This window comes from Rhizobium grahamii, assembly GCF_009498215.1.
Taxonomy (GTDB): domain Bacteria; phylum Pseudomonadota; class Alphaproteobacteria; order Rhizobiales; family Rhizobiaceae; genus Rhizobium; species Rhizobium grahamii_A.
In genome coordinates, this window is the sequence record NZ_CP043499.1 from 335,590 (window position 1) to 357,661 (window position 22,072).

The following is a 22,072-nucleotide window of genomic DNA, read 5'->3' on the forward strand; positions in this document are numbered from 1 at the left end:
GTTCCGGGGTATTTTGACGTGAAGGCAGTGGAGGCAGATCGATTGATTGCTCACAACTCTCTACTTTCACTGCATAATCCGAATTGCTATTGTGGATTTGCTGGTCTTGCGAACAAGCCGTGAAACGAAAAGGGAACGACTGCCGAAAGCCATGGGCGGCTGTGCGAAACCGTCGTCGGGATGAAAAGCGAGGAGACCTGTCGGGCTTGCGCTCCCACAAGACCAGGCCTCTGCCAAGGTTTCCCCGACTTGACACGGAAGTGTTCTCCCGACCCGCGCACCGACTATCGTATCTTACGATCTATTTGTCTTTGAGCGGGCTCAAAGAACTCGGAAGCGTATCGGTCTCTCCACCTCTGGCGACCAGCCAGGTCCTCTGCAAGGAGGCAAGGGCGCTCCGAAGCCAGCTACTGGTTCAGCCCGCTTGAAGCGGGTAGCGGCACGAATACTTAAGGCATGCCGCGCCGTCTGGGCGCTGAATCAAGGATTACCCGTCGCCGACAACTGTTCGATAAGAGGCTGAAGTTCGTTCGCGATCGCCCTTTGGTCGAGGGGCCCCACATGTTTGAAAACGATGCGTCCGGCCTTGTCGAGCACGAACGTCTCAGGAACTCCGTACACGCCCCACTCGATCGACTGACGTCCTGATCGGTCAGTCCCGACTGCTGCGTAAGGGTTGCCTTCGCTTTGCAGGAACGCGGTCGCGTCCTTTGCATCGTCCTTGTAGTTGATACCAACCACCTTCACCCTTGCGTCCGAAGAGAGACGCATGAGCAAAGGGTGTTCCTGACGACATGGTACACACCATGATGCGAACACGTTCACGACCGTCACGCTATCCTTGATGACGTCTTCGCTCAAAGCCGAGAGACCTTCCTCCAGCCTTGGCAGGGCCAATGGAGGGTGGATCGCGCCGATAAGCGCGGATGGCAGCGCCGTTGGCGAATATCCATCCTGTGCCTCGCGGTAGAGATTGTTGCCAACAGCAGCCGCGAAGCCGAGAAACACGACAAGCGGTATCGCAGCAGCCAGGCGGCGGCCCGCGATCAACTCTCTCTCCCGATTGACTTTGCGCGTACCGAAGCCAGCGCCGACACCCGACGTCGGAAAGACCTTCCTTTAATCCAGACCTTCGCTGAGGTAGCCAGGAGGACGATAGCAGTAACTGCATACGCGGCCAGAACATAGGCTTCGTGATTCATTTTCATCCATCCTTATGCGCGGCGGCGCGTGCTGAAAGCCGGTAGTGTGAAATTAGCTTTCGACGCCATATCTCGCTTCGGATCGACGCCACGTAGAGCGTCGCAAAAAGACACGCGAACGCGAAACCCATCGTAAGCAAGGGCCGAAGGAACTCCATGTCGAGCGCCGGCCCATCAAGCCGTAGTACGCTGGCGGGCTGATGGAGAGTGTTCCACCAGTCGACTGAAAACTTGATGATGGGTATGTTCACGAAGCCGACCACGATTAATACGGCTGTCACCCTGCCAGCGCGATTAGGCTCATCTATCGCCCGATTGATGGCGAGGATCCCGAGATACATGATGAAGAGTATGAACATCGATGTCAGGCGAGCGTCCCATACCCACCACGTCCCCCACATCGGCTTACCCGATATAGCTCCCGTCAGTAGCGAGACAAAGGTAAAGGCTGCTCCAAGCGGGGCGGCGACGCGCGCAGCGACGTCTGCAAGGGGATGCCTCCAGACAAGCGAGCCAATGGCGTTCATCGTCATGACGCTATAACAGAGCATAGCAATCCAGGCCGCCGGAACGTGTACGTACATGATCCTTACGGTTTCGCCTTGCTGATAGTCCACGTCGGTAGTGAAACTCAACCATAGCCCGAATGTGAAGGCAACCAAAGTCGTCCCCGCCAGCGCGGGGATAACGCTGTCAGCAAGCGCGACGAAGCGAGAAGGCTGTGCAAGGGCACTAAGAGATTTGGAGAACTTGGAAACGAACTTCATGCGGACACCACTATCGTGCCTCGCATCTAAGATAATTGACCTTGATCAAAGAAGACGTCAAAGCGCCAGTGGACCCGAAGTTTGGGAAGGGGCACGCCGCCTCCCACCACTCCTATCAGGCGGCCCGCGCTGCCGGTCCAGTTGTGCCTGGCCGGCGGTGTCCGGTCGAAAAGGACGACATTACGCGCTCAAGCCTGCTTGCCTCCTGTGAGAGAGCTGCAGTCGCGGCCGTGGACTCTTCAACCATTGCTGCGTTGTGCTGCGTATTACGATCAATCTCCGAAATCGTCTGACCGATCTCTCCAAGCCCCGTCGCTTGGTCGCGGGCGCCGATAACAATGCTGTTCATGTGTACACTGATTTCCGAAACTTCCTCGGCGATTGCGCCCAGGGCACTGCCCGCCTTGTCCACGAGGTCTACGCCGTTCTGAACATGTGAGGTTGAAGTGTTGATCAGTACCTTGATCTCGCGAGCGGCCTGCGCGGTTCTTTGCGCAAGCTCGCGGACTTCCTGAGCCACCACGGCGAATCCTTTTCCAGCGTCTCCGGCGCGGGCGGCTTCGACCCCTGCATTCAAGGCGAGAAGGTTTGTCTGGAAGGCTATCTCGTCGATGACGCCTATGATGTTGCGGATTTCGCGCGAACTGGATTCGATACGTTCCATCGCGTCAACGGCGCTGGTGACGATGCGCCCAGACTCGCTCGCCGCAGTCTTCGCTTTCTCCACAAGCTGCCCGACCTTGGATGCGATCTGACTCGTGCGCTGAACCGCATCGGTAACTTCTTCCAGAGCAGCCACCGTCTCTTCGATCGAAGCCGCCTGCCTCTCCGTTCTGACCGACAGGTCGTAAGTGGCGTCCTGGATCTGGCTGGCGCCGCACTGGACCGTGGAGGTCACGCTAGAGGCAGCCTCCACAGTTCTCTCAAGTGCCTGGACCGACTGATTGAAGGAGGCGCGAAGGTTTTCGAGATCACCCGAGAAGTTGTCCGGAATACGGGTCGTTAGGTCTCCCGCTGCGAGATCGTCAAGGGCGCGGGCCAGAACTGTCACGGCGTGTTCGACGCGCCGCTGAGCTTCTTGCCGTTCCGCGTCGGCCCTAGCCCGTTCGTCATCTGCGGCCAGATCGGCCAGTTTCGCACGTCGCGTGGCCTCGCGCTCGCCCTCCTGCGCAAGGCGTGTTGACGAAAGAGCGACTTCCGAAGCCGCGAAGGCGGACATGACGGACTGGGTGAGTGCGATGAGCGCGCCGCTCTGAAGTACGAGAACCACTGCGTGAAGCAGAACACGGTCGATGTTAGATGTGCCAGGAAAGACTGCTTGGGGTATCGCGAAGTATAGCAGAAGATGATGGCCGGCCACGATCGCCGAATAGCCTACGATCGCGCGCCAATCGATCCAAGCGGCGCAGATCGCCAGCGACGCAAAAAAATACATATGCATGTCGATCTGGAGCGGCGAACCTTCGAACTCGGAAACCATGAGCGCAACGCTAGCCGCATGGGCCATCGAAGTCGTGAGGCGCGTCGACGGTCCGGCTCGATCCCGAAGCCATGAAAGCGTGGCCACAAGGGCCACGAGCGCTGACCCGGCGATCGGAAGAAAGCCGATCTTCATCCCCGATGCGACCTCCAGGACAAGCATGACCGCAGCGTTAAACCAGAGAAGCGAAACGATGGCCGGCGAAGCCTTCAGCCGCAGCGTGTCCAAAGAATTCATGGAGCGTCTTTCTGCTGGCAGCCCACGGCCAGCGAGTGATTGAGGACGAGGATCGCGCCGGCGTTCATCAATCGCGTCGCAAAGCCGTCCGTTCTTGAATAGGCCACCGCCATCCAAGACGTTCGACCGAATGCCACCAGCGAGCCATCTGCCTTACCGATCAAGTCAATGGTTTCGCGGGAGCTGCTTCTGGGGTCGGCAACGACAAGGACATAGTGACCGTGGGGGAACGCAACGGCGATCGAAACTAGAAACATGTAGCCGGAAAACGCTAAGACATTGCGGTAAGCAGGCTGCACGTCGATTCCACCGATGTTGATCGACCCCTAATCTAGGGTTCGGCCCTTAATAACTCGTTAGGGCGAGCTTGGCTGCTGCAAACATTTGCGAAGGAGGGATGTTTTTTGGTCCGACCTTGACGCAGATCAAATAAGATCAACGTTCAGGGGGATACTGCTGCGTTGATCGATCGCAAGGAGCATATGCATGGATTTCGAAGCGTTTTTCAAAAGCGAACTGGAAGGTCTTCACGCGGAAGGCCGCTATCGCGTTTTTGCCGACCTCGAGCGCCACCGCGGCGGTTTCCCTCGTGCGACGCGTCACACGAAAGACGGTCCGAAAGACGTTACGGTTTGGTGTTCCAACGACTATCTCGGCATGGGCCAGAACCCCAAGGTGATCGAGGCGATGAAGAACGCCATCGATCACTGTGGCGCGGGTGCGGGAGGCACCCGGAACATCTCTGGCACGACCCACTACCACGTTCTGCTCGAGAGCGAACTCGCCGATCTACACGGGAAAGAATCCGCTCTCACTTTCACGTCCGGTTATGTCTCGAACTGGGCGGCATTGGGCACGCTGGGTTCGAAGATCCCCGGTATGATCATCTTCTCTGACGCGCTGAATCATGCGTCGATGATCGAAGGCATTCGCTACGCCAAGTGCGAGAAGGTGATCTGGAAGCACAACGACGTGCAGGATCTCGAAGCCAAGCTCGCGGCTGCTGATCCGAAGGCGCCGAAGCTAATCGCGTTCGAGTCCGTCTACTCGATGGATGGGGACATCGCTCCAATCAAGGAAATCTGCGACATCGCCGACAAGTATGGCGCGATGACCTATCTCGACGAAGTCCATGCCGTCGGCATGTACGGCCCGCGCGGCGGCGGCATAGCGGAGCGAGAAAAACTGATGGACCGGATCACGGTCATCGAAGGGACACTTGCCAAGGCTTTCGGCGTGATGGGTGGCTATATCGCCGCATCTTCGGCACTATGCGATTTCATCCGGTCCTTCGCGTCAGGCTTCATCTTCACGACCTCGCTACCGCCGGCACTTGCCGCAGGCGCGGTCGCTTCGATTCAGCACCTGAAGGTGAGCCAGTTCGAACGCGCCCGCCATCAGGAGCGCGTGCGGACCCTGCGCTTGCTGCTCGACAAGAGCGGCATTCCACACATGCCGAACCCCAGCCATATCGTGCCTGTCATGGTTGGCGACGCCGCAAAGTGCAAATGGATCTCGGATCTGCTGCTCGACAATTGTGGGGTCTACGTCCAGCCCATCAACTATCCGACGGTGCCGAAGAAGACCGAGCGTCTGCGCATCACGCCGACGCCGCAGCATTCGGATGCCGATATTGAGCATCTTGTCGGCGCGCTGCATTCGCTCTGGTCTCGTTGCGCACTCGCAAGGCAAGTAGCGTAAGCCCTCGGAAATCCGCAGCCGCGTTGTGGCTTCTTCTTCACCGTTTCGAAAGAAGGTTGGCAAGGGCCTCATACGGCATTGGTCGTCCATACTTGTAGCCCTGCGCCGCGGTGCAGCCGAGCGATAGCAGGAACGCTTCTTGTTCAAAAGTCTCGATACCCTCAGCTATCGTCTCGATCCCCATTTCGAGGCTCATCCTAATCATAGCCCGCGTGATGGCGGCGTCACGAGGCTTTGTCGACAGCTCGGAGACAAATCCGCGGTCAATCTTCAAGGTCGTGAGCGGGTATCGCTGGAGCGAACTGAGAGATGCATAACCGGTGCCGAAGTCGTCAAAAGCTATTCCAACGCCGATGTCACGTAACGTGTTCATGGCCTCAAGAGACCGGTCGTCATCGGTGAGAGCGATCGTTTCCGTGACCTCGATCTCAAGCAGAGTCGCTTCGAGCCGATGTTTTTCAAGGGCCTCAGAGACCTTGCGACCAAGATAAGGGGCGCGGAGCTGAGCAGGAAAGAGGTTGACGCCCATCTTGATCGGCTGTGTGCTCAGGGTGTTCATCATCGCCGCTGTTCCGCAAGCCTCATCAAGAGTCCACCATCCAATCTCAAGTGCGAGCGCGCTTTGCTCCAACGCGGGAAGAAATGCACTAGGAAGGAGCAATCCTTTTTCGGGGTGCTGCCAACGGATCAGCGCCTCGACCCCGAAGATGGTTCCAGTTTCGATATCCACTTGCGGCTGGTAGTGAAGGACGAGCTGGCCGGCGCGGAGGGCAAGACGGAGTTCATCTCTCATAGCGCGTCGAGCCCCAGCCTCGCTCCGCAGGGCTGGTTCGTAAACCTGGAACGATCTGCCACCCAAGCTTTTCGCCTTGGTAAGGGCTAGATCGGCGCTGGCGAGAAGCTCGTCTGCATCATCGCCGTCACGGGGGTATGTGGCGCCTCCTATGCTGACGCTAACGTCCAACAGTTGGTCATTCACTTCGAAGGGCATTGAAAATGCCGTCATCACAATCCCGGCCAGTTCCTCAACAGCTTTCTGTTCGGATGTATTCTGCACAAATACCGCGAACTCATCATTACCAAATCGAGCGACCTGGGCAGCGGGAGGGAGCCGATGACGGAGTCGGACTGCGATTGACTGCAGCAATGAATCGCCTGTCGCGTGGCCGTGGGTGTCATTGACGTCCTGAAACCCGTCTATGTCGATCATCAGCACCAGTGCCGATCGATGCGGGACGGTCTCCTTAAGGAAGTCAACGAACCGACCCCTGTTATGCAGGCCCGTCAGGGTATCCTGGCTGGCTAGTCTCAACAGCCGGCTGTCACGCTCGCGACGTTCAGAAATATCCCTTATGACTGCGCCGGCTCCCATTTCGACTCCATCGTGCCAGGCGCATAGTGTGAGCTCTATCGGAAACTCGCTTCCATCTTTACGGATTGCGTAGACCTCGACGGCCTTTCCTCCGAGATTCAACTCGGCTCCTGCCATAGCGCGGGCGAACCCTCGCGCGTGAGCGCTGCGAAGGCGCTCGGGAATGATTATTTCAACCGGACGGCCTATCATCGCCTCTCGTTCGTAACCAAACAGATCCGCCGCAGCGCGATTGACAAATCTGATGTTTCCGCGCGAGTCCACAGAGATGATAGTAAGTGTGGTGGCATCGGCGAAGTTAGCGGCGGCGATTGCGTCAAATCCGACTGTTCGCTTTGGACGCGGAGAAACCATCGATTCCTCTGGGGTCGCCATCGCGTTCTTGCGCAATTCCAAATCAACTAATGTCATCGTGCACCATTGCTAGACTTGCGAAAATAATAGCGTCAAAGGATTAGCAAACCTTGAAATGCCCTTCGCTATCCGGAGAGACGCAGTGATTTAATGGTCAGCCGAAGGCGACGCCTACGGCTAGCAGATGCGAAGAGGATGGCGGTCTGCTTCGCCCTTACCTGACGTTTGCGGATCATCCAAACCGGAGATGCGATGCGCGACAAGTCGCAACGGGAGCCGTCAAAAATGTCTCTTTGACGGTCTCGTTGGTCTTTCCCTTGAAGGCTTTGGCGCCATCTGGGATCATGTCCTTGACAGTCTCAGCGTTGTGGCTCTTGTCGGTAGGAACGAAGGTAACGGTATCGCCGGGCTGGATTTTCGTCAGAAGTGGTTCGAACACCATGACGCCGTCGGCGCCTTTGTTTAACATATGCACCTCGAAATCGGCTGCAGCAACCGAACTAGAATCACTGCGACTGGCGCAGCGAAAACTCCAGTTCTCAAAAATTTCATTTAGTCTCTCCTCCGTACTTTTCCTCTGGAACAAAGATCGATGACTGACTTTGTCGCTGCCATCGATCGAAACTGGGTACTCGGCTGCGAATGCCGCTTAAGTTGCGGGTCCGATCAGGCAGAGTTTCCGAACCGTGCGTGAACCCCTTCATTGCTTATAAGATCGACCATCAGGTCGGGTCCCTTTTCAAGGACCGCCCGAATTTCTCTTTCCTGCATAAGGCAGAACGAGGTAGCCAAGGCGTCCGCGCGGGTCGCGTCGTCTGCCACCACGGACACACGCCGGTAAAGTCGCGGCGTGATGCCGTTCCGGGGTCGATAATGTGGCCGAAGCGACCTGCCTCGTCGAACTCAAATCCGCTGCTGCTTGAGGTCGCAACGGCCTTGTCAATTATTTCGAGAACCTGGTCTGGGTGTTCGTCGTTTTCGCTTTCCGCAAGACCGACCTGCCAAGCAGTCCCGTCCGCACGGGTTCCGATGGCCCGATCCTCGCCCATATCGACAAGGCAGCTAGTGACGCCCGCATTGCGTAGCAGGTCAACGATCCGGTCGGTGATATACCCCTGCGCGATGCCGTTGAACGTCAGCCCCGCGGAAGAGCCTAAAACGACACGATCCCGATTGAACTTGATCCGCTCGAAACCGACAGTCGAAAGAGCTTTTGCGATTTCGGCTATGTTTGGACCCGATGGATCGGCGTTCTGAGAGGAGAAATGATTGTAATATAGCCTCCAAATCGGTTGCACAGTGGGGTCGAACGCGCCGCCGGTCGTCTCCCAAATGCTGCGACTGCTTTGAAGCAAAGTTATAAGGTCCAGTGGAGGAGCGGCAAGAACACCCACCCTATTCAATTCGGAAAGCGCCGAGTCGCTTCGGCTAAGGCTGAAGACCTTCTCGAGTCGGGCCACTTCCGCCACGACAAGCTCGACCAGGCGTGAGGCAGCCGCAGGATCCGGATGGTTAAGAAGAAGGCGCGCTGGCGCGCCGAGAGCTTGGCCTTCCCACGTCGTTGGAGGCGCGGCTGCTTCCGCGTCTCTTAGAAGAGGCAGGCCGGCCACTGCGGCGAAGATTAAAATAGCTCGACGTCGGCTGAACATCCTAACCATGGTCATGTGCCTCCGATATTACGGATGAGTCGCTCGGCGTCTGCTCGCCTGCGTCGGATCCGCTTCCAAGTACGTAGTCGCGAGGAACGTCGTCGAACGTCACCACCTGACCACCATTTTTTCCCGCGAATTCGATAGCCGCGTCTTCTGACGAGAACGGCACCGTCTCCTCTGTCCCCATTCCTCCACGACGAGAACTGCCAATCACGTAAAACGCCTTCCGAGCGTCCACCCAGTTGTCGGCGCCCGGTTTTTCCCAACTCGGCGCCTTGCCCATGTCGGAGACGTAGATGGCGACAAAATCCTTCGGCTCTTCAGGAAGCATTGTGAACGCAAGAGCGTCACGTGCTGAAGAAAACCAGATGGGCTCTCCCACCTTGGCGTCCAGGATGACTTGACCCTTCGGTCCCGCATGCTCGAGGACGTTCATTCCGCAATACCTGCCTATTGCGTCCTTCGTGAGCGCGACGGGAGCCGGCGGTGGCGATTCCTTCTTTTCTTCGCAACCGCTCAGAAACAGCGACGAAAGGAAGATCATTATCGTGATCAGGTTTTTCATAGCTCTCTCCTAGAAAACGTCAGGGAAGCCAGTACCAGAGGACCGGCGGTCCACGCGGCAAGCGCTGCTACCAAGCCAGTCGGTCCAAGTGCCGAGTATTCGGCTACGCCACCCATGCCCGACAGTGCTCGGGCGCCTCCCGATCCGAGGTTGAGCATCCGATAGGCGTCCGTGGGGTTAATGAGTAGCAGAGCGTCGAGCACGCCCGCTGGTAGGGCATGTCCTCCGGCGGCCACCAATGCCCCGAGCAACGCCGTGTCGTAGATCACGACAAAGAGCAGCCAAACGCCAATGGCTACCCCGCCTGCAGTGCTTCGCTCGCTGACCAGACCGCTGATGAGATATCCGACCGCAATGAATACGCCACCCAAGAGTATCGACGATCCGAGCAAAACCAAGAAGGCATACCAGCTTGCGGCATCGATAGTGTTTCCTGTCGCTACAAGCATGATCGCTGTCGCGCCGTAGCCGATCAGTGTTGCGAATGCGAGAATGGCGATGTGGCCGAAAAATTTTCCCAACAGGACCTGGTTTCGTCCAACGGGGTAGCTCAAAAGCAACAGCATGGTGCCTCTTTCCATCTCGCCGACTATGGCGTCATGGGAAAGCAAGAGCGCGATCAGCGGCACGAGGAAGATCGTGAGGCTGGAAAGGCTTACGATGACGACGTCGAGCCGGCCGCTACCAACATTCCCGGTCGGAGCGCTTCCAAGCAGAGAAAGCGTCAACGCGAGTGCGCCGAGAAGAAGCGTTGTCGCAAGGACCCATCTGTTGCGCAGCCCCTCGCGGATTTCCTTTGAGGCTATAATCAGGACGTTTCTCATGCCGCTCTCTTTCCAGCGCTCAGGAAATGAGCATAGAGGTCATCCAATGTGGGCTCGATTATGTGGAGTGCCGCGACGTCGCCAGGGACGACGGTTACGTGACGGAGAAGCTCAATCTTTTCTTCGTTGCTCACTATGGCCTCAAGCGTGCCCGGCACCGTTTCTTTCCAGCCGAAACTCTCGCTTTTAAGTCTCTCGACAGCCCGACTGTTTGCAAGCGTGACGCGCACGTGCGTCGGCAAACGTGCTAGTCCTCGAAGATCGTCCATGGTTCCATCTGCAACGGCCACGCCCTCGTTGACGATTAGCAACCGATCTGCGCGGTCTTCTAGCTCCGTAAGCGCGTGCGAGGAGAGAAGGATGGCCGCACCTTTCGATTTCAGTTCCGCTAACAGGTCGTAAAACCGGCGACGCGATGCTGGGTCGAGGCCGCTCGTCGGCTCGTCCAAAAGGAGAAGGCGAGGCTGCCCCAGCAGGGCTTGCGCCAGACCTAGCCTCTGACGCATGCCTTTCGAATACGTACGAACCGGTCGGCCCGCCGCTTCCGCGTTGAGCCCGACGCGCTCCAGCAGACCCACGGTATCGGATCCCTGCACCTGCTTCAGCTTCGCATAGAATGCGAGAGTTTCCCGACCAGTCAACGCGTTGTGGAATGAAACGCTTTCCGGGAGGTAACCAAGTCTCTGACGCACAGCGACAGCGCCGGACGCTGGGTCTTCGCCCATCACCCTGATACTCCCGCTTGAGGGGCGAATGAGACCGAGCATCAATTTGATCAAGGTGGTTTTTCCAGCCCCATTATGGCCGACGAGCGCCACCATCTCGCCCTCGTTAAGCGCAAAAGAAACATCTCTTACTGCCTGCACGTTTCCGTAGTGTTTGGCGATTTTGGATACGACGACGGTCGGCTCTGTCATTTTAAAGCTCCAGAAGGCGCGGGAGGCACCATCAAGGGGTGATTGTCTATCACGCCGCCAGGAAGCAAGGCCGGGAACTGAGCTTGCGCCCACCGGATCAGTTGGACGGCAGGGCTGGTCGCGAGAAGCTTGGCCTGCGGCGATGTCCACAGAACCTTGTCCATCACGTCGTTGGGGCGGTAGGGATTGTCGCCAATACCGTCGCCGTTGAGGTCGAACGCGGGATTGTCGCTCCAGTAATTGCCGCGACCGTTGGCCGACCAATCGAGGTAGCGAGTTCCGACATACTTCACCTGATTGCGATTGTTTATGAAGGAGTTACCACTCATGGTGTTTCCTTCCGAACCGGCCGTGAAGTGGATGCCGATCGCGCAGCCATTGAACTCGTTGTCGACGAGCTTGTTTTTGTTCGCATTGTAGATGAATACGCATTTTTCAGGGCCAAGGCGGAACCCCGAGATATCTCCCGCAGCAATGGGGCTCGCCGCTTCCGCAGGTATCTCGTCCGCAGACGCCCGTGCGCCGGCAGACGCCCAACGGCTTGCAGGCTGTGATCGTCCGCGTACGACGTTGCCTTCTATCAAGGAACTGTTGGCTGAATTCAGCAGGATACCGTGATCGCGATCACCGTCGGAGACGTTGTCGATGATCTTGAGGCGGTTCGAAAACATGATCGCATACCCGACAGTATTGCCCCACGAAACGTTGCCACTAATCTCGCTGTCGTTTGTGTACATGTAGTGAATTGCAAAACGTAGGTCGTGAAAGTTATTTTTGCTAAAGACATTCCGCTTGCTGGCGTTTGTCGCGATGCCATCGCGCCCAAAACTGATGTCGTTCTCAACAACTTTCGCGCCAGGAGCGTTCCAGACCGTTACGCCGTTTCCAGACTCGCTGAGCCGGCCTTCCTTGATCCCGACGATCCGATTTCCGCGGGTAACGGAATCCTTCGCACCGTGAATGTAAATCCCATAGAGATTCTCTGAGATCAGGCTATTTTCAATGACAGCGCCGGTGGCCGCCTCGGTCGCAAAGACGCCAGAGTCCATCGTTTCCAGGTTTGAGCCGGATCCTCTTATCTCAAGACCACGCAAGGTGACGTCCGCAGCATTTATGGTTACGACCGTTCCCTTGCCATTCCCGACTACGACCGCGCCTGGGGATCCTTGGAGGACCACCGGCTTATTCAGGGTCAGGGGCCCTTGGTAGCGGCCCGATCTGAGAATGATCCTATCTCCCGACACCGCCTGCGCGACAGCCTCGACTAAACTCGGACCTTCCGACGGCGACACAAAGCGATCCGCGGCTGAGGCGGTGGCAGCGATGGCGGCCCAGAGGGCCGCCATCGTGAGTGTCATAACTTGTCGCATCAGATCGTCTTCGGTTCGACCAACATGCGACCCTTCATCTCCATGTGCATCGCATGGCAGAACCACGAGCAATAATACCAGTAGACGCCTGGCTTGCTCGCTTTGAAGGTGACCGAGGCAGTCGCTTGCGGAGCGACCTCCATGTTGATGCCGTAATTCACGATCGCGAAGCCGTGCGTAAGATCCTCGACTTCATCGATGTTCGTAACGTAGACGGTGACCTCGTCTCCCTCCTTGACGGTGAACGATTCCAGGCCGAAGGCGGGTGCCGACGACGTCATGTAGACCCTCACCTTGTCGCCATCCCGGACCACCTGAGAATCCGTCAGGAGGTCGATGTTGTCTTTCTTCGCTTGCGCCACCGCGTCGGCAAAGAAGGCATCATCGCGGCTCCAGATGCTGACCGGGTTGATTTTCGATGCGTGAACGATCGTCGCATCATGCGGTTCTGCGAAGGTTGGGTTGTCATGTACAAGGACCATCTCGTCGCCGGAGATGTCGATGAGCTGGTCGCTTTCGGGCTTCAGCGGTCCTGCGTTGAGGTATCTATCCTTCGAGAACTTGTTCAGGGAAATGAGCCACTTGCCGTCAGCTTCCTTCGTCTGACCCATTGAGCTGTGGTTGTGGCCCGGCTGGTAGTGGACGTCGAGCTTTTGCCGGATCGGATTGACCTTCTCGCCCTTGAAGGCACGCTTGGCGTCTTCGATGTTCCATTTGCAGATCTGGCTGTCGATGAAGAGCGTGGTGTAGGCGTTACCACGGCCGTCGTAGGCCGTGTGCAACGGACCGAGACCGAGTTCCGGTTCCGCGACCACGGTATCTCGCGGCTTGATCTTGTCGTCGAAGAGATCGTCGAACTTGCGCACGTCAAAGACGGTTACGGTTGGGGACAGCTTGCCTGCAGCCACGGCGTGGATCCCGTCAGGCGCCGTGTTCATGCCATGGGGCCCGTTCGAGACCGGAATATAACGGGTGTATTTCGAACCATGTCGTCCATCGATGACAGGGACGCCGCTGATCTCCTTGAAGTCTCCGTTCTTGACGGCTTCCTCAATGCGCTTGATGTTGAAGACGACCACCCAGTCCTGGTCCTTCGCCATCATTTGCTCGAGGTTCACGCCGTTTTCGGAATTGTAGCAGGTGGAGTAGCAATACTTGCCCTGATAGTCGGCATCGACGTTATCAAGGTTGCCATCGACGATGACCTGCCATGCGACCTTCATTGTTTCGCCATCGACCGCGGTGAACACGGCCTGATAGGCCTTCGGATCGTCCAGGATTTTGCCATCGTTCGGGATCGGAACGCCGTCTTCACCGTTGCAGAAGACGTAGCCGGTCTTCGGGTACTTCTGGACACGAAGACCATGAACCGTGTGCTGGTTCGGCAGCTCGATGATCTTGTCGCACTTCATCACATCCAGACGAATGCGGCAGACGCGAGTGTTGGCCTTGTCGTTGGCGTAGAGATAACGCCCATCGTAGGTGCCGTCCGTCTGGGATGGGTGGGGGTGGTGAAGGTCTCCGTTGTGGTAGACGCCGCCTTGGTCCTTGAGGAATTCGACCGTCCTGGGAAGCAGCCCTTCGGTCAAGATTTTGCGGCTCTCGTTGGTCAGTCCCCAACCCGTTGCGCTGCAGCGGTTGAACACCGGAATGCGCATGATTTCGCGCATCGAAGGCACGCCAACTATCCGGATTTCTCCAGACTGGCCGCTAGAGAAGAACGTGTAGTACTCGTCGAGTTCTCCCGGCTTGACTTCCCAGGTCTGCTTGCGTCCTTCCGCGGCCATTGCTTGCGTGGCGAGCGCGCCAGAGAAGTTAAGGGCACCGCCTGCTGCTGCAGCTCCGGCGGCCGCAGCAAGTGCCGTGGTCCCGAGAAGCTGACGTCTGTTGAAACGTGGCTGCGTGTCTTCCGTTGACATGTTTCACTTCCTCAGTTGTGGCCGCGACTGGAACGCCGCGCGCCGATTTAAGCTCTTTCGATGGGTTTCCCGTTGTGGGTGACGACGGTTTTCGGTGGTTTCTCGCCGCGCGACTCCGGTGTGGAGAGCGCCATAAATTTCTCGCGCTTCAGCCGTACCTGGATCATGTGCGGACAGCGGTGGTCATCATGATAAAGTTCCTGGCAATGCATGCAGTAGATGCACTCGTTGACATTGATTTGCCCCTCGGGATGAATGGACTGCACGGGACATTCCTTCGCGCAGCGCTGGCACGGAGAACCGCATTCCGGATATCGCTTCAGCCATTCGAACATTCGAATTCGTCCGGGAATGGCAAGCGCAGCGCCGAGCGGACAAAGGTACCGGCAATAGAAGCGCTCGATGAACAGGCTTGCGATGAGCAGGGCCCCGGCGAAGACGACGAACGGCCAATCGCGGAAAAATTTCAAGATGATTGCTGTCTTGAACGGTTCGACTTCCGCCGCCATCTCGGCGTACGAGATCGAGTAGAACGACAGTCCGAACAGTCCGAGAAAGATGATGTACTTGATAGGCCAGAGCCGTTCGTGCAGCCCCCAGGGAAGCTTGACCTGAGGCACCTTCAGGCGCTTTGCGATGTTGCTGAGCAATTCCTGCAACGCTCCGAAGGGGCAGAGCCACCCGCAGAAAGGACCGCGCCCCCAGAATAGCAGGCCGGCCGCGACCGACGCCCACAGAATGAAGATCAGCGGCGCCGCCAAAAAGAACTCCCAACTGAAGTTTGTGATCAGCGCGTTGGTGAAGGTCAGAACATTGACTACGGATAGTTGGGCGTTCGCATACCAGCCAAGCCACACGAGCGTGAAGACAAGATAGCTGTTCCTCACCCACGCAAACAAAACTGGACGTTTGACTAGCCAGTCCTGGAAGAAAAAGATTGCGGTCAGAACGAGAAGGGCGGCGCCGGTGATCCCGATATTGACGCGGTTCAGAGTCCAGATGCTGATCCAAAGCGGCTGCTCGTCTGATGCCTGCGTTGTTGTCTCCGCTAGGGGGACGACCGTCGGGGTGACGATCGCCCGAGCCGGAGTGGCCGCCTTAGTCACCGTGACGTACTTCGATGGCAACGCATATCCAAGATTGAAGGGAATGACTGCTTTGTCGCGTGCACCGGTGCTGCTGCGCTGTGCCAGAAGCTGGAGTTCCCATGGCTCAGTCACGTCGAACGTATATTCGGGCGCAACGACAAACAGCGCGATCTCCTTCAACGCGGGCGCGTCAGCCGGTGCGAGAGCTGCGATACGAGTATGGTAGCGATCGCGGAATCGGAGGCCCTGTCCGTCCTGTAAGAGCTCGATTCGATCGAATATGCCACCGCGGACGTAGCCTGAACCTTTGAAGGAATACGCACCGTCGCCAGCGACCAGGATCGCAGACTGGCCAGGCTGCAAACGGCTTTGAAGCCTGGCATATGCTGCATCTCCCAGAAGGGTTTTGCCAATCGACGGAACGTTCACCGGTGCCACGTAAAGATCAATGAAGCGGTCGTCCGGTTTGGTCGTTTCCGGATGCGACGCTGCGTCGGGCTGGCCGGCATCATTGAAGGCCTTGGAGACCTCGCCAACAGTTAACCGAAGGCTTCGCACAGACCCGTCACCTAAGAGTGTCTGCCAGTCGCTGACGTCCGTCTTCGTCAGATCCAGGGTCTTCACGTCTGCTTGTTTTTGTACGCCTCCGGCGTCCGCGGGATTAAGTCTGCCACTTCGAATAAGCTTGACCGCGGAGCGGATGACGCTGTCGCCCATGACGAGGACTGTCACGGTTGCACCGCTTACGATCTCGACCTGCGGCGGCCGCTCTTCGCCGACAGCTACGCGGCCGAGATTTTTCCCGATGATGGAATTTAGTGCTGCAACCACCTTGGCCTGGGGAATGCCGATGAGCACGATCGGTTCATGGTGATCGATCAGCTTGATCCCTCGCACAACGCCTGCTGTGTCGATCCCCACGGCGATATGGATAGGCTTGCCAGAATAGCCGGTGGAATTGGTGAAGTCCGAATTTAGATAGGCATAACCAAGCACGTCAGGCCCGCGGTACACTGGCGCGATCGGAGGCTCGCCTTCTGGGTTGCCGAACCGATCAGCACCCTGAAACAGGTCGCTTGGTTGAATCTTCTCGAGATAGGACGGTAGCTGGCCCGCCGACATTGCAGGCGCCGCGAAAGCTGCGAGAAGACCCATTGCCGCTATGAAGAACATAGCTATGCGGCCAATGTCTGCGCCTTTTTGTATTGTTATCATCGCGTCCTTCAGCCCTTCGGTGCGTTCGCGGTGAGAACATATACGGAGAAAAACCATGTGTTATTTGATCAAGATCAACCAAGGATGATGATTTTCCGGTGAAATGCGCAGGCTCAAAGCGTCAAACAACAACCGCGAAAGCCGCAGGCTTGCGAGAAGAAAGGGAATGGACATGTCAACCACTCGCGAGCCATGGAAACTGGCCTCTCTCGCCGAACTGTTGGCGCTCGCGGCTCGAATGGAGCAGGAGGCGATAGACGGGTACCTGGATTTATCTCGGAGGATGGAATCGCTGGAGCGACCAGATCTGGCACGCGTTTTTGACACTCTGGTCGCAGAGGAGCTGAGTCACCTCAGCAAGGTCGACGAGTGGCGACAAGGGCTGGGTTTCTCGACTCCTAGCCAGGCACCGGAAAGTCCAAACGAACTGTTTGAGGACGAAGGCGTCGGGATCGTCTCTCCCGATCTTCTAAGCGCCTATCGGGCCTTTTCAATGGCGGTAAGGAATGAGGAGCGCGCCTTCGTGTTCTGGACCTACGTCTCAGCACACGCGCACTCTGAAGAAATACGGGAAGCAGCCGAGCGTATGGCGCGAGAAGAGCTAGGACATGTCGCAACACTGCGACGAGAACGCAGGCGAGCATTTCACACCGAGCGGGGCCTGAACATCGACGTCACTATAGGCAGCCTGCCCGACCTCGAGCGCAAACTGAAGCACCATCTTGATACGCTGGCAGCATCCGAAACCGAAGCTGGCAAGGAAACGGCGTTGCGATCTTTCTCACGGCAGGCGGAGTTGCGGCTGGCTTCTCTAGTAGGGGCTCCACTTGAGGGGCCCGCGTCCCCAGCAAGCTTTCCGCGATCCGCGCTTGGGTCTCCCCTCGCGTTGGGCGAAATGCTGGTGGACTACTATCTAAATCTAGGAAGCCAAGCCAAGCAGGACTTGGATGCTTCGCGTGGCAGGGCCTTCGCTGCGGAGTTGATCCATTGTCTGGGAGTTCTCCGAGGATATTCGCCCACATAGGTTGGCTCAGGTTTGCGACGGTTGACGCTGACGCCTGATCGTCTGTTGAGACGCATCCCACAGTGGCCTCCGCTGAGACCGGCCGACCTTTAAGCGTCGCAGGTGAGGCTTGCCCATCCGTTCACCGGGTCAAAAAAGGATGCTCGTTATTGATCGCGATCAAAGACTAGGCACGGATTCGACGTGAAAAGGAACCCAACTTAAATCAGGAGTTCCAGGCAATGATGATTGCCCAGCACGACCGTCTCGCCGACGCGCCGACCTCTCCAGCGGATCACAACGGCCACAGTTCTGTGGAGAGTCGCCACGGGCGTAGATCGTTTAGTGGATTGAGAAGGCTGGCCCCGTTCCTGCGAACCCATCGATGGCTTGTCGTCGGCAGCATTGTCTCTCTGGCAGCCGCGGCAGCGATCTCTCTGGCTTTACCAACTGCAGTCCGCCGCCTGATAGACCAGGGATTCACCCGTACCGACGGTGCGTTCGTAGACCGCTACTTTGTGATGCTTGTTGCTCTTGCCGTCGCGCTCGCGGTCGCTAGCGCGTGCAGATATTTTTTCGTGGCCGCGCTCGGAGAACGTCTTGTCAGCGACCTCCGGCTTCAGGTTTTCACAAAGGTTGTGCGCCTGCCTGCGTCCTTTTTCGATGCGAACCGCTCAGGCGAGATCACTTCGCGTCTGACTGCTGACACGGCCCAGATCAAGTCGGCTGTCAGCTTGGCCGCGTCTGTTGCGCTACGCAACTCCATCTTGTGCGCGGGGTCGCTAACGATGATGTTCATGACCAGTCCCAGCTTGTCGTCCATCACCATCGGCGCCATTCCTTTGATCGTCGTTCCCCTGGTTGTTTTTGGTCGCTCAGTTCGACGCCGCTCGCGTGCTGCACAGGATGCTCTGGCGCAGGCGTCCGCGTTCGCGAGTGAGATCATTGCTGGAAGCCGGACGATACAGTCCTTTAATGGCGAAAGAACTGCCGAGCAAAAGTACATCAGAGACGTAGAAGCTTCCTACGCAAGCTCAGTGGGCGCCGCTCGATCGAGGGCCTACCTGACCGCGTTCGCGATCACTCTAATCTTTGCCAGCGTCGTCGGGGTCCTTTGGATTGGCGCGCGGGGCCTGTTGTCATGATCGATGACTGCTGGAAACCTCAGTCAGTTTCTTCTTTACGCAGTCATAGCGGCAGGCTCTCTGGGATCGCTTTCGGAGGTCTGGGGAGAATTGGCGCAGGCGGCAGGTGCTGCAGGCAGGCTCTTCGAGTTGTTGGACGAAGATGACGGTCTTTTGGAGCAGAGCAAAACGGCCGCCCTACGAACTCCGGTGGCGGGCGGTGTCGAATTCCGCGATGTCAAGTTCGCTTATCCAGGCATGCCCGATCGTGAGGTGGTCCAAGGCTTGTCGATGCGGGTTTCTCCGGGCGAGACCGTCGCGGTGGTAGGTGCATCGGGGTCGGGTAAGAGCACGCTGTTCTCGCTCTTGCTCGGTTTCTATAGAACAACCGAAGGGCAAATCTTCATCGATGGGTGCGATGTCGCCACCCTGTCCTTGGAGGAGGTGAGACAGCAAATCGCCATCGTCCCGCAGGATGCCATGATCTTCGCTTCTGCGGTCAGGGACAATATCTCTTTGGGAAAACCGGGAGCGAACGACGCCGAGATTGAATCAGCCGCGGCGCGGGCCCAGGCACACGAATTCATTTCCGACCTCCCGCATTCATACCATACCGTCGTAGGCGAGCGGGGCCTCACGCTTTCCGGGGGACAGCGTCAGCGGATCGCGATTGCCAGGGCCGTCTTAAAGGATTCACCGATCCTTCTTCTCGACGAAGCGACGTCGTCCCTGGACGCCGAAAGCGAGATGCTGGTGCAGAAGGGACTCGAAGAACTTATGAAGGATCGAACCACGATCGTCATTGCACATCGACTCGCTACGGTGCTCAAGGCAGATCGGATCTTGGTCATGGACAGCGGCCGGATCGTCGAGGAAGGAACCCACGCTTCGCTGGTCCGCAATGGTGGCGTATACGCAAGACTTGCTGAACTCCAATTCGACGCGCCAGGCTCGCACGGAAACGAACAGGAGGCCGCCTGATGATCAAGGAGAAATTCGGAAGACGCATCAGGATCGGCACGCGTGCAAGTCCGCTGGCAATCGCCCAAGCCTCAGAAGTCGCCGCGCGTCTTGCCTCTTGTCACGGACTGTCGATCGAATCCTTCGAAATCGTCCGACTGACAACGAAAGGGGATCGGCTCAATGAGCGGCCGCTTCCCGACCTCGGTGTCAAGGGTCTATTTACCCAGGAACTAGAGGAGAGGCTCCTAACGGGGGAACTCGATCTCGCAGTCCATTCGTGCAAGGATGTCGCCACTATCCTTCCGGAGGGGCTCCACATCAGCGCGGTCCTGCCAAGGGAAGACGTCCGTGACGCGCTCGTGTCCAGGAGCGGCGCCCTGTTCTGGGACCTGCCGTCAGGGGCCGTTGTCGGCACCTCCTCCGTGAGGAGAGCGGCGCTCCTTGCGATGCACAGGCCAGACCTCGTTGTCATACCATTTCGAGGCCTCGTTGGTACAAGGCTGCAGAAGGTGTCGGAAGGAATCGTCGACGCCACGCTGTTAGCCAAGGCTGGATTAAACAGGTTGGAACTTGCTGGTGTCGCGACGGAGGTGCTCGATACTCGCCAATTCCCACCTGCTCCGGCACAAGGCGCCATCTGCATTGAAAGCGCCAAGGAAAATAGCATCGTCTCCGATCTGGTTTCGGCTCTGGACGACGCTGCCACAGCCGACGCCGTCCGGTGTGAACGGGCGTTTCTTCGTGTACTCGATGGCTCGTGCCGAACTCCGATTGCCGCTTACGCGACATGTCACGGAAGCGAGGTGATACTTCGGGGAATGACGATCGAGGCAGACGGAAGCAACCCGGTTAGGGTGGTGGTGAGAGGTGCTCGATCGGCGACGGAACAAATCGGGCTGTCTGCTGCAAATTGCGTCCTCTCCCGCCGAGCAGGGCGGCAGATCGAGGAGGCCGCGTTGTGTCCGCATTTTCAGGGGAATTGATCTGCGTCAAGCCGCGTTAAGGTTCGGGTAACTCTTGCAGCCCATAAGTTGGGTGCCCGGAAACCGAGTCGCCCCATGCCAGTCAGTGCCCTGTCAGTGCTTTCGCCCGATGCCTTGAACGAATACATCGATCTCCGGTCGGTGCCAAAGCATCGGTACTTCGGTCAGCACGACATAATCGACCGGCTTAGAAAGGCGGTTGCATTCGACTATATTTTTGTCTCTGGACTGGACGTGGACCACTATCGTTTCGGAGAGGGCTTCTCTATCGACACCGATCTTCCGCCTGCATTCATTGAGGCCTACATGGCGGACAGGCTGCCCCAAACCGATCCCTTTATCCTCGCCGCTCAATCGTCGAGAACCGTCGTTGTCGAGAGCGACGTTTATGCCGGTAAGGAAGTGCCACAGCGTCTGCTTTACCTGCAGCGTATGTTCGGAGTCCACAATCGCACCATCGTGCCTATAATGCGAGATGAAACTGTATATGGAGCGGTCGGCTACACACGCGCGACGCCCTTCGACGCTGGCGAGATCGCATTTCTCGAGCTTGTTTCTGGAACAGTTCACAACGCGTTCACCAAGCCTCTTATGGAGCGATATGCTGCCGACCAGATGCGATTATCAAAGGGTGAGATGGCCTGCCTTTCGCAAGCAAGCTTCGGTTTGACGAGCGAAGGCATTGGCAAAGCCACGGGTTATCAGTTGGAAACTGTGAACAGCTATATCAAATCCGCGACGAAGAAGATCGGAGCAGCAAACCGCACCCAGGCGATCGCTGAGGCAATTCGGCGCGGGCTAATTGCTTGACCTTCGACAGGGCCATGTTGGTCGGTGGTCTGTATTCGGCGATACTGATCTGGCTGAATTACCCCTTCTCATGTTCGACCTCGCTGAAGTTCGGGCGTACGGTTTGTGATCACTGCAGCCGGCAGCACATTCCGAGAGATGAAGATCGATCCTACAGAACGCGAGTGCTCAACAACAGCGTTCGTTTCGGGTTTGAGTTCCTCGAGGCCTGCACCCTGGATTTGGCCGAGTTTCCGGACGCAAGCCAAGCAGGCAGCAGCATCGTCTGGGTGAAATGCTGTGGCGCAAATTCTTGCGGCTAGGGGTGCGTTCCTGAAAAGGACGCCGGCCGTCAAATGGTCGCCTGATAAGGCTCCCGAAAAGCGATTCCGGACACTAGTGAGTCCTCGAAGCGGAGCAAGAAGACGGCGGCGCGAACGGTCATATACCTGCCATCTCGAAATATGAACTCGATGGATGATGCGATAGGGGCACTCCGCACTGGGCGCTTCAGCGCCCAATCGACAATGAAACATTCGATTGGCAT

The 22,072-nt window shown here is 57.5% G+C and carries 16 protein-coding genes and 3 pseudogenes; 5 read left to right on the forward strand and 14 right to left on the reverse strand.

Going from position 1 to position 22,072, the window contains the following annotated elements:
- Nucleotides 1-480: 480 nt before the first annotated feature.
- From FZ934_RS20465 to FZ934_RS20485, 5 genes are all read right to left on the reverse strand, one after another.
- Nucleotides 481-1,050, reverse strand: coding sequence for a DsbE family thiol:disulfide interchange protein (locus FZ934_RS20465; RefSeq protein ID WP_153272757.1), 570 nt, complete (start codon nucleotides 1,048-1,050; stop codon nucleotides 481-483).
- Nucleotides 1,047-1,208: a heme exporter protein CcmD gene (gene ccmD / locus FZ934_RS20470; protein ID WP_348649114.1), complete on the reverse strand. Its 162-nt coding sequence runs from the start codon at nucleotides 1,206-1,208 to the stop codon at nucleotides 1,047-1,049. The genes FZ934_RS20465 and ccmD overlap by 4 nt, the downstream gene beginning before the upstream one ends.
- Nucleotides 1,205-1,969 (reverse strand): heme ABC transporter permease, encoded by a 765-nt coding sequence (locus FZ934_RS20475; RefSeq protein WP_153272759.1) that lies wholly within the window; start codon nucleotides 1,967-1,969, stop codon nucleotides 1,205-1,207. The genes ccmD and FZ934_RS20475 overlap by 4 nt, the downstream gene beginning before the upstream one ends.
- A 115-nt stretch (nucleotides 1,970-2,084) precedes the next feature.
- Nucleotides 2,085-3,686, reverse strand: a complete 1,602-nt coding sequence (locus FZ934_RS20480) for a methyl-accepting chemotaxis protein (protein WP_153272760.1) — start codon at nucleotides 3,684-3,686, stop codon at nucleotides 2,085-2,087.
- A complete protein-coding gene (locus FZ934_RS20485) occupies nucleotides 3,683-3,985 on the reverse strand; it encodes a hypothetical protein (protein WP_153272761.1) in 303 nt (100 codons plus the stop codon). The genes FZ934_RS20480 and FZ934_RS20485 overlap by 4 nt, the downstream gene beginning before the upstream one ends.
- A gap of 187 nt (nucleotides 3,986-4,172) precedes the next feature.
- Between FZ934_RS20485 and hemA the strand changes: the two genes are divergently transcribed.
- The gene (gene hemA / locus FZ934_RS20490; RefSeq protein WP_153272762.1) at nucleotides 4,173-5,387 is read left to right on the forward strand and encodes a 5-aminolevulinate synthase; all 1,215 of its coding nucleotides are present in this window, start codon (nucleotides 4,173-4,175) and stop codon (nucleotides 5,385-5,387) included.
- A 37-nt stretch (nucleotides 5,388-5,424) separates the two neighbouring features.
- Here hemA and FZ934_RS20495 read toward each other — a convergent pair whose 3' ends face one another.
- From FZ934_RS20495 to FZ934_RS20535, 9 genes and pseudogenes are all read right to left on the reverse strand, one after another.
- The gene (locus FZ934_RS20495; RefSeq protein ID WP_153272763.1) at nucleotides 5,425-7,170 is read right to left on the reverse strand and encodes a putative bifunctional diguanylate cyclase/phosphodiesterase; all 1,746 of its coding nucleotides are present in this window, start codon (nucleotides 7,168-7,170) and stop codon (nucleotides 5,425-5,427) included.
- 226 nt (nucleotides 7,171-7,396) lie between these two features.
- A pseudogene (locus FZ934_RS20500) lies at nucleotides 7,397-7,660 on the reverse strand (plastocyanin/azurin family copper-binding protein); the annotation flags it as partial.
- Between the two features lie 119 nt (nucleotides 7,661-7,779).
- Nucleotides 7,780-8,777, reverse strand: a pseudogene (locus tag FZ934_RS20505) (FAD:protein FMN transferase).
- Nucleotides 8,764-9,330, reverse strand: coding sequence for a nitrous oxide reductase accessory protein NosL (locus FZ934_RS20510; RefSeq protein WP_153272765.1), 567 nt, complete (start codon nucleotides 9,328-9,330; stop codon nucleotides 8,764-8,766). The pseudogene FZ934_RS20505 and the gene FZ934_RS20510 overlap by 14 nt, the downstream one beginning before the upstream one ends.
- Entirely contained in the window at nucleotides 9,327-10,154 is an 828-nt protein-coding gene (locus FZ934_RS20515) for an ABC transporter permease subunit (RefSeq protein WP_153272766.1), read from the reverse strand. Before FZ934_RS20515 ends, FZ934_RS20510 begins: the two co-directional genes overlap by 4 nt.
- Entirely contained in the window at nucleotides 10,151-11,071 is a 921-nt protein-coding gene (locus tag FZ934_RS20520; protein ID WP_153272767.1) for an ABC transporter ATP-binding protein, read from the reverse strand. Before FZ934_RS20520 ends, FZ934_RS20515 begins: the two co-directional genes overlap by 4 nt.
- Nucleotides 11,068-12,429, reverse strand: a complete 1,362-nt coding sequence (locus FZ934_RS20525) for a nitrous oxide reductase family maturation protein NosD (protein ID WP_246737989.1) — start codon at nucleotides 12,427-12,429, stop codon at nucleotides 11,068-11,070. The genes FZ934_RS20520 and FZ934_RS20525 overlap by 4 nt, the downstream gene beginning before the upstream one ends.
- An 11-nt stretch (nucleotides 12,430-12,440) precedes the next feature.
- Nucleotides 12,441-14,360: a TAT-dependent nitrous-oxide reductase gene (gene nosZ / locus FZ934_RS20530; RefSeq protein ID WP_153272769.1), complete on the reverse strand. Its 1,920-nt coding sequence runs from the start codon at nucleotides 14,358-14,360 to the stop codon at nucleotides 12,441-12,443.
- A 47-nt stretch (nucleotides 14,361-14,407) separates the two neighbouring features.
- Nucleotides 14,408-16,621: a 4Fe-4S binding protein gene (locus FZ934_RS20535; RefSeq protein WP_432443659.1), complete on the reverse strand. Its 2,214-nt coding sequence runs from the start codon at nucleotides 16,619-16,621 to the stop codon at nucleotides 14,408-14,410.
- Nucleotides 16,622-16,829: 208 nt separating this feature from the next.
- Here FZ934_RS20535 and FZ934_RS20540 point away from each other — a divergent pair, with 208 nt between their 5' ends.
- The 4 genes and pseudogenes from FZ934_RS20540 to FZ934_RS20555 all read left to right on the forward strand — a co-directional run bounded on the left by FZ934_RS20540 (nucleotide 16,830) and on the right by FZ934_RS20555 (nucleotide 21,546).
- Nucleotides 16,830-17,687: a ferritin-like domain-containing protein gene (locus tag FZ934_RS20540; protein WP_246737991.1), complete on the forward strand. Its 858-nt coding sequence runs from the start codon at nucleotides 16,830-16,832 to the stop codon at nucleotides 17,685-17,687.
- A 224-nt stretch (nucleotides 17,688-17,911) separates the two neighbouring features.
- Nucleotides 17,912-19,771 (forward strand): annotated as a pseudogene (locus tag FZ934_RS20545) (ABC transporter transmembrane domain-containing protein).
- Nucleotides 19,771-20,736 carry a hydroxymethylbilane synthase gene (hemC, locus tag FZ934_RS20550; RefSeq protein ID WP_153272770.1) on the forward strand — a complete coding sequence of 322 codons (966 nt, stop codon included), beginning with the start codon at nucleotides 19,771-19,773 and terminating at the stop codon, nucleotides 20,734-20,736. Before FZ934_RS20545 ends, hemC begins: the two are co-directional and overlap by 1 nt.
- A 75-nt stretch (nucleotides 20,737-20,811) precedes the next feature.
- Nucleotides 20,812-21,546: a helix-turn-helix transcriptional regulator gene (locus FZ934_RS20555; RefSeq protein WP_153272771.1), complete on the forward strand. Its 735-nt coding sequence runs from the start codon at nucleotides 20,812-20,814 to the stop codon at nucleotides 21,544-21,546.
- Nucleotides 21,547-22,072: the final 526 nt, after the last annotated feature.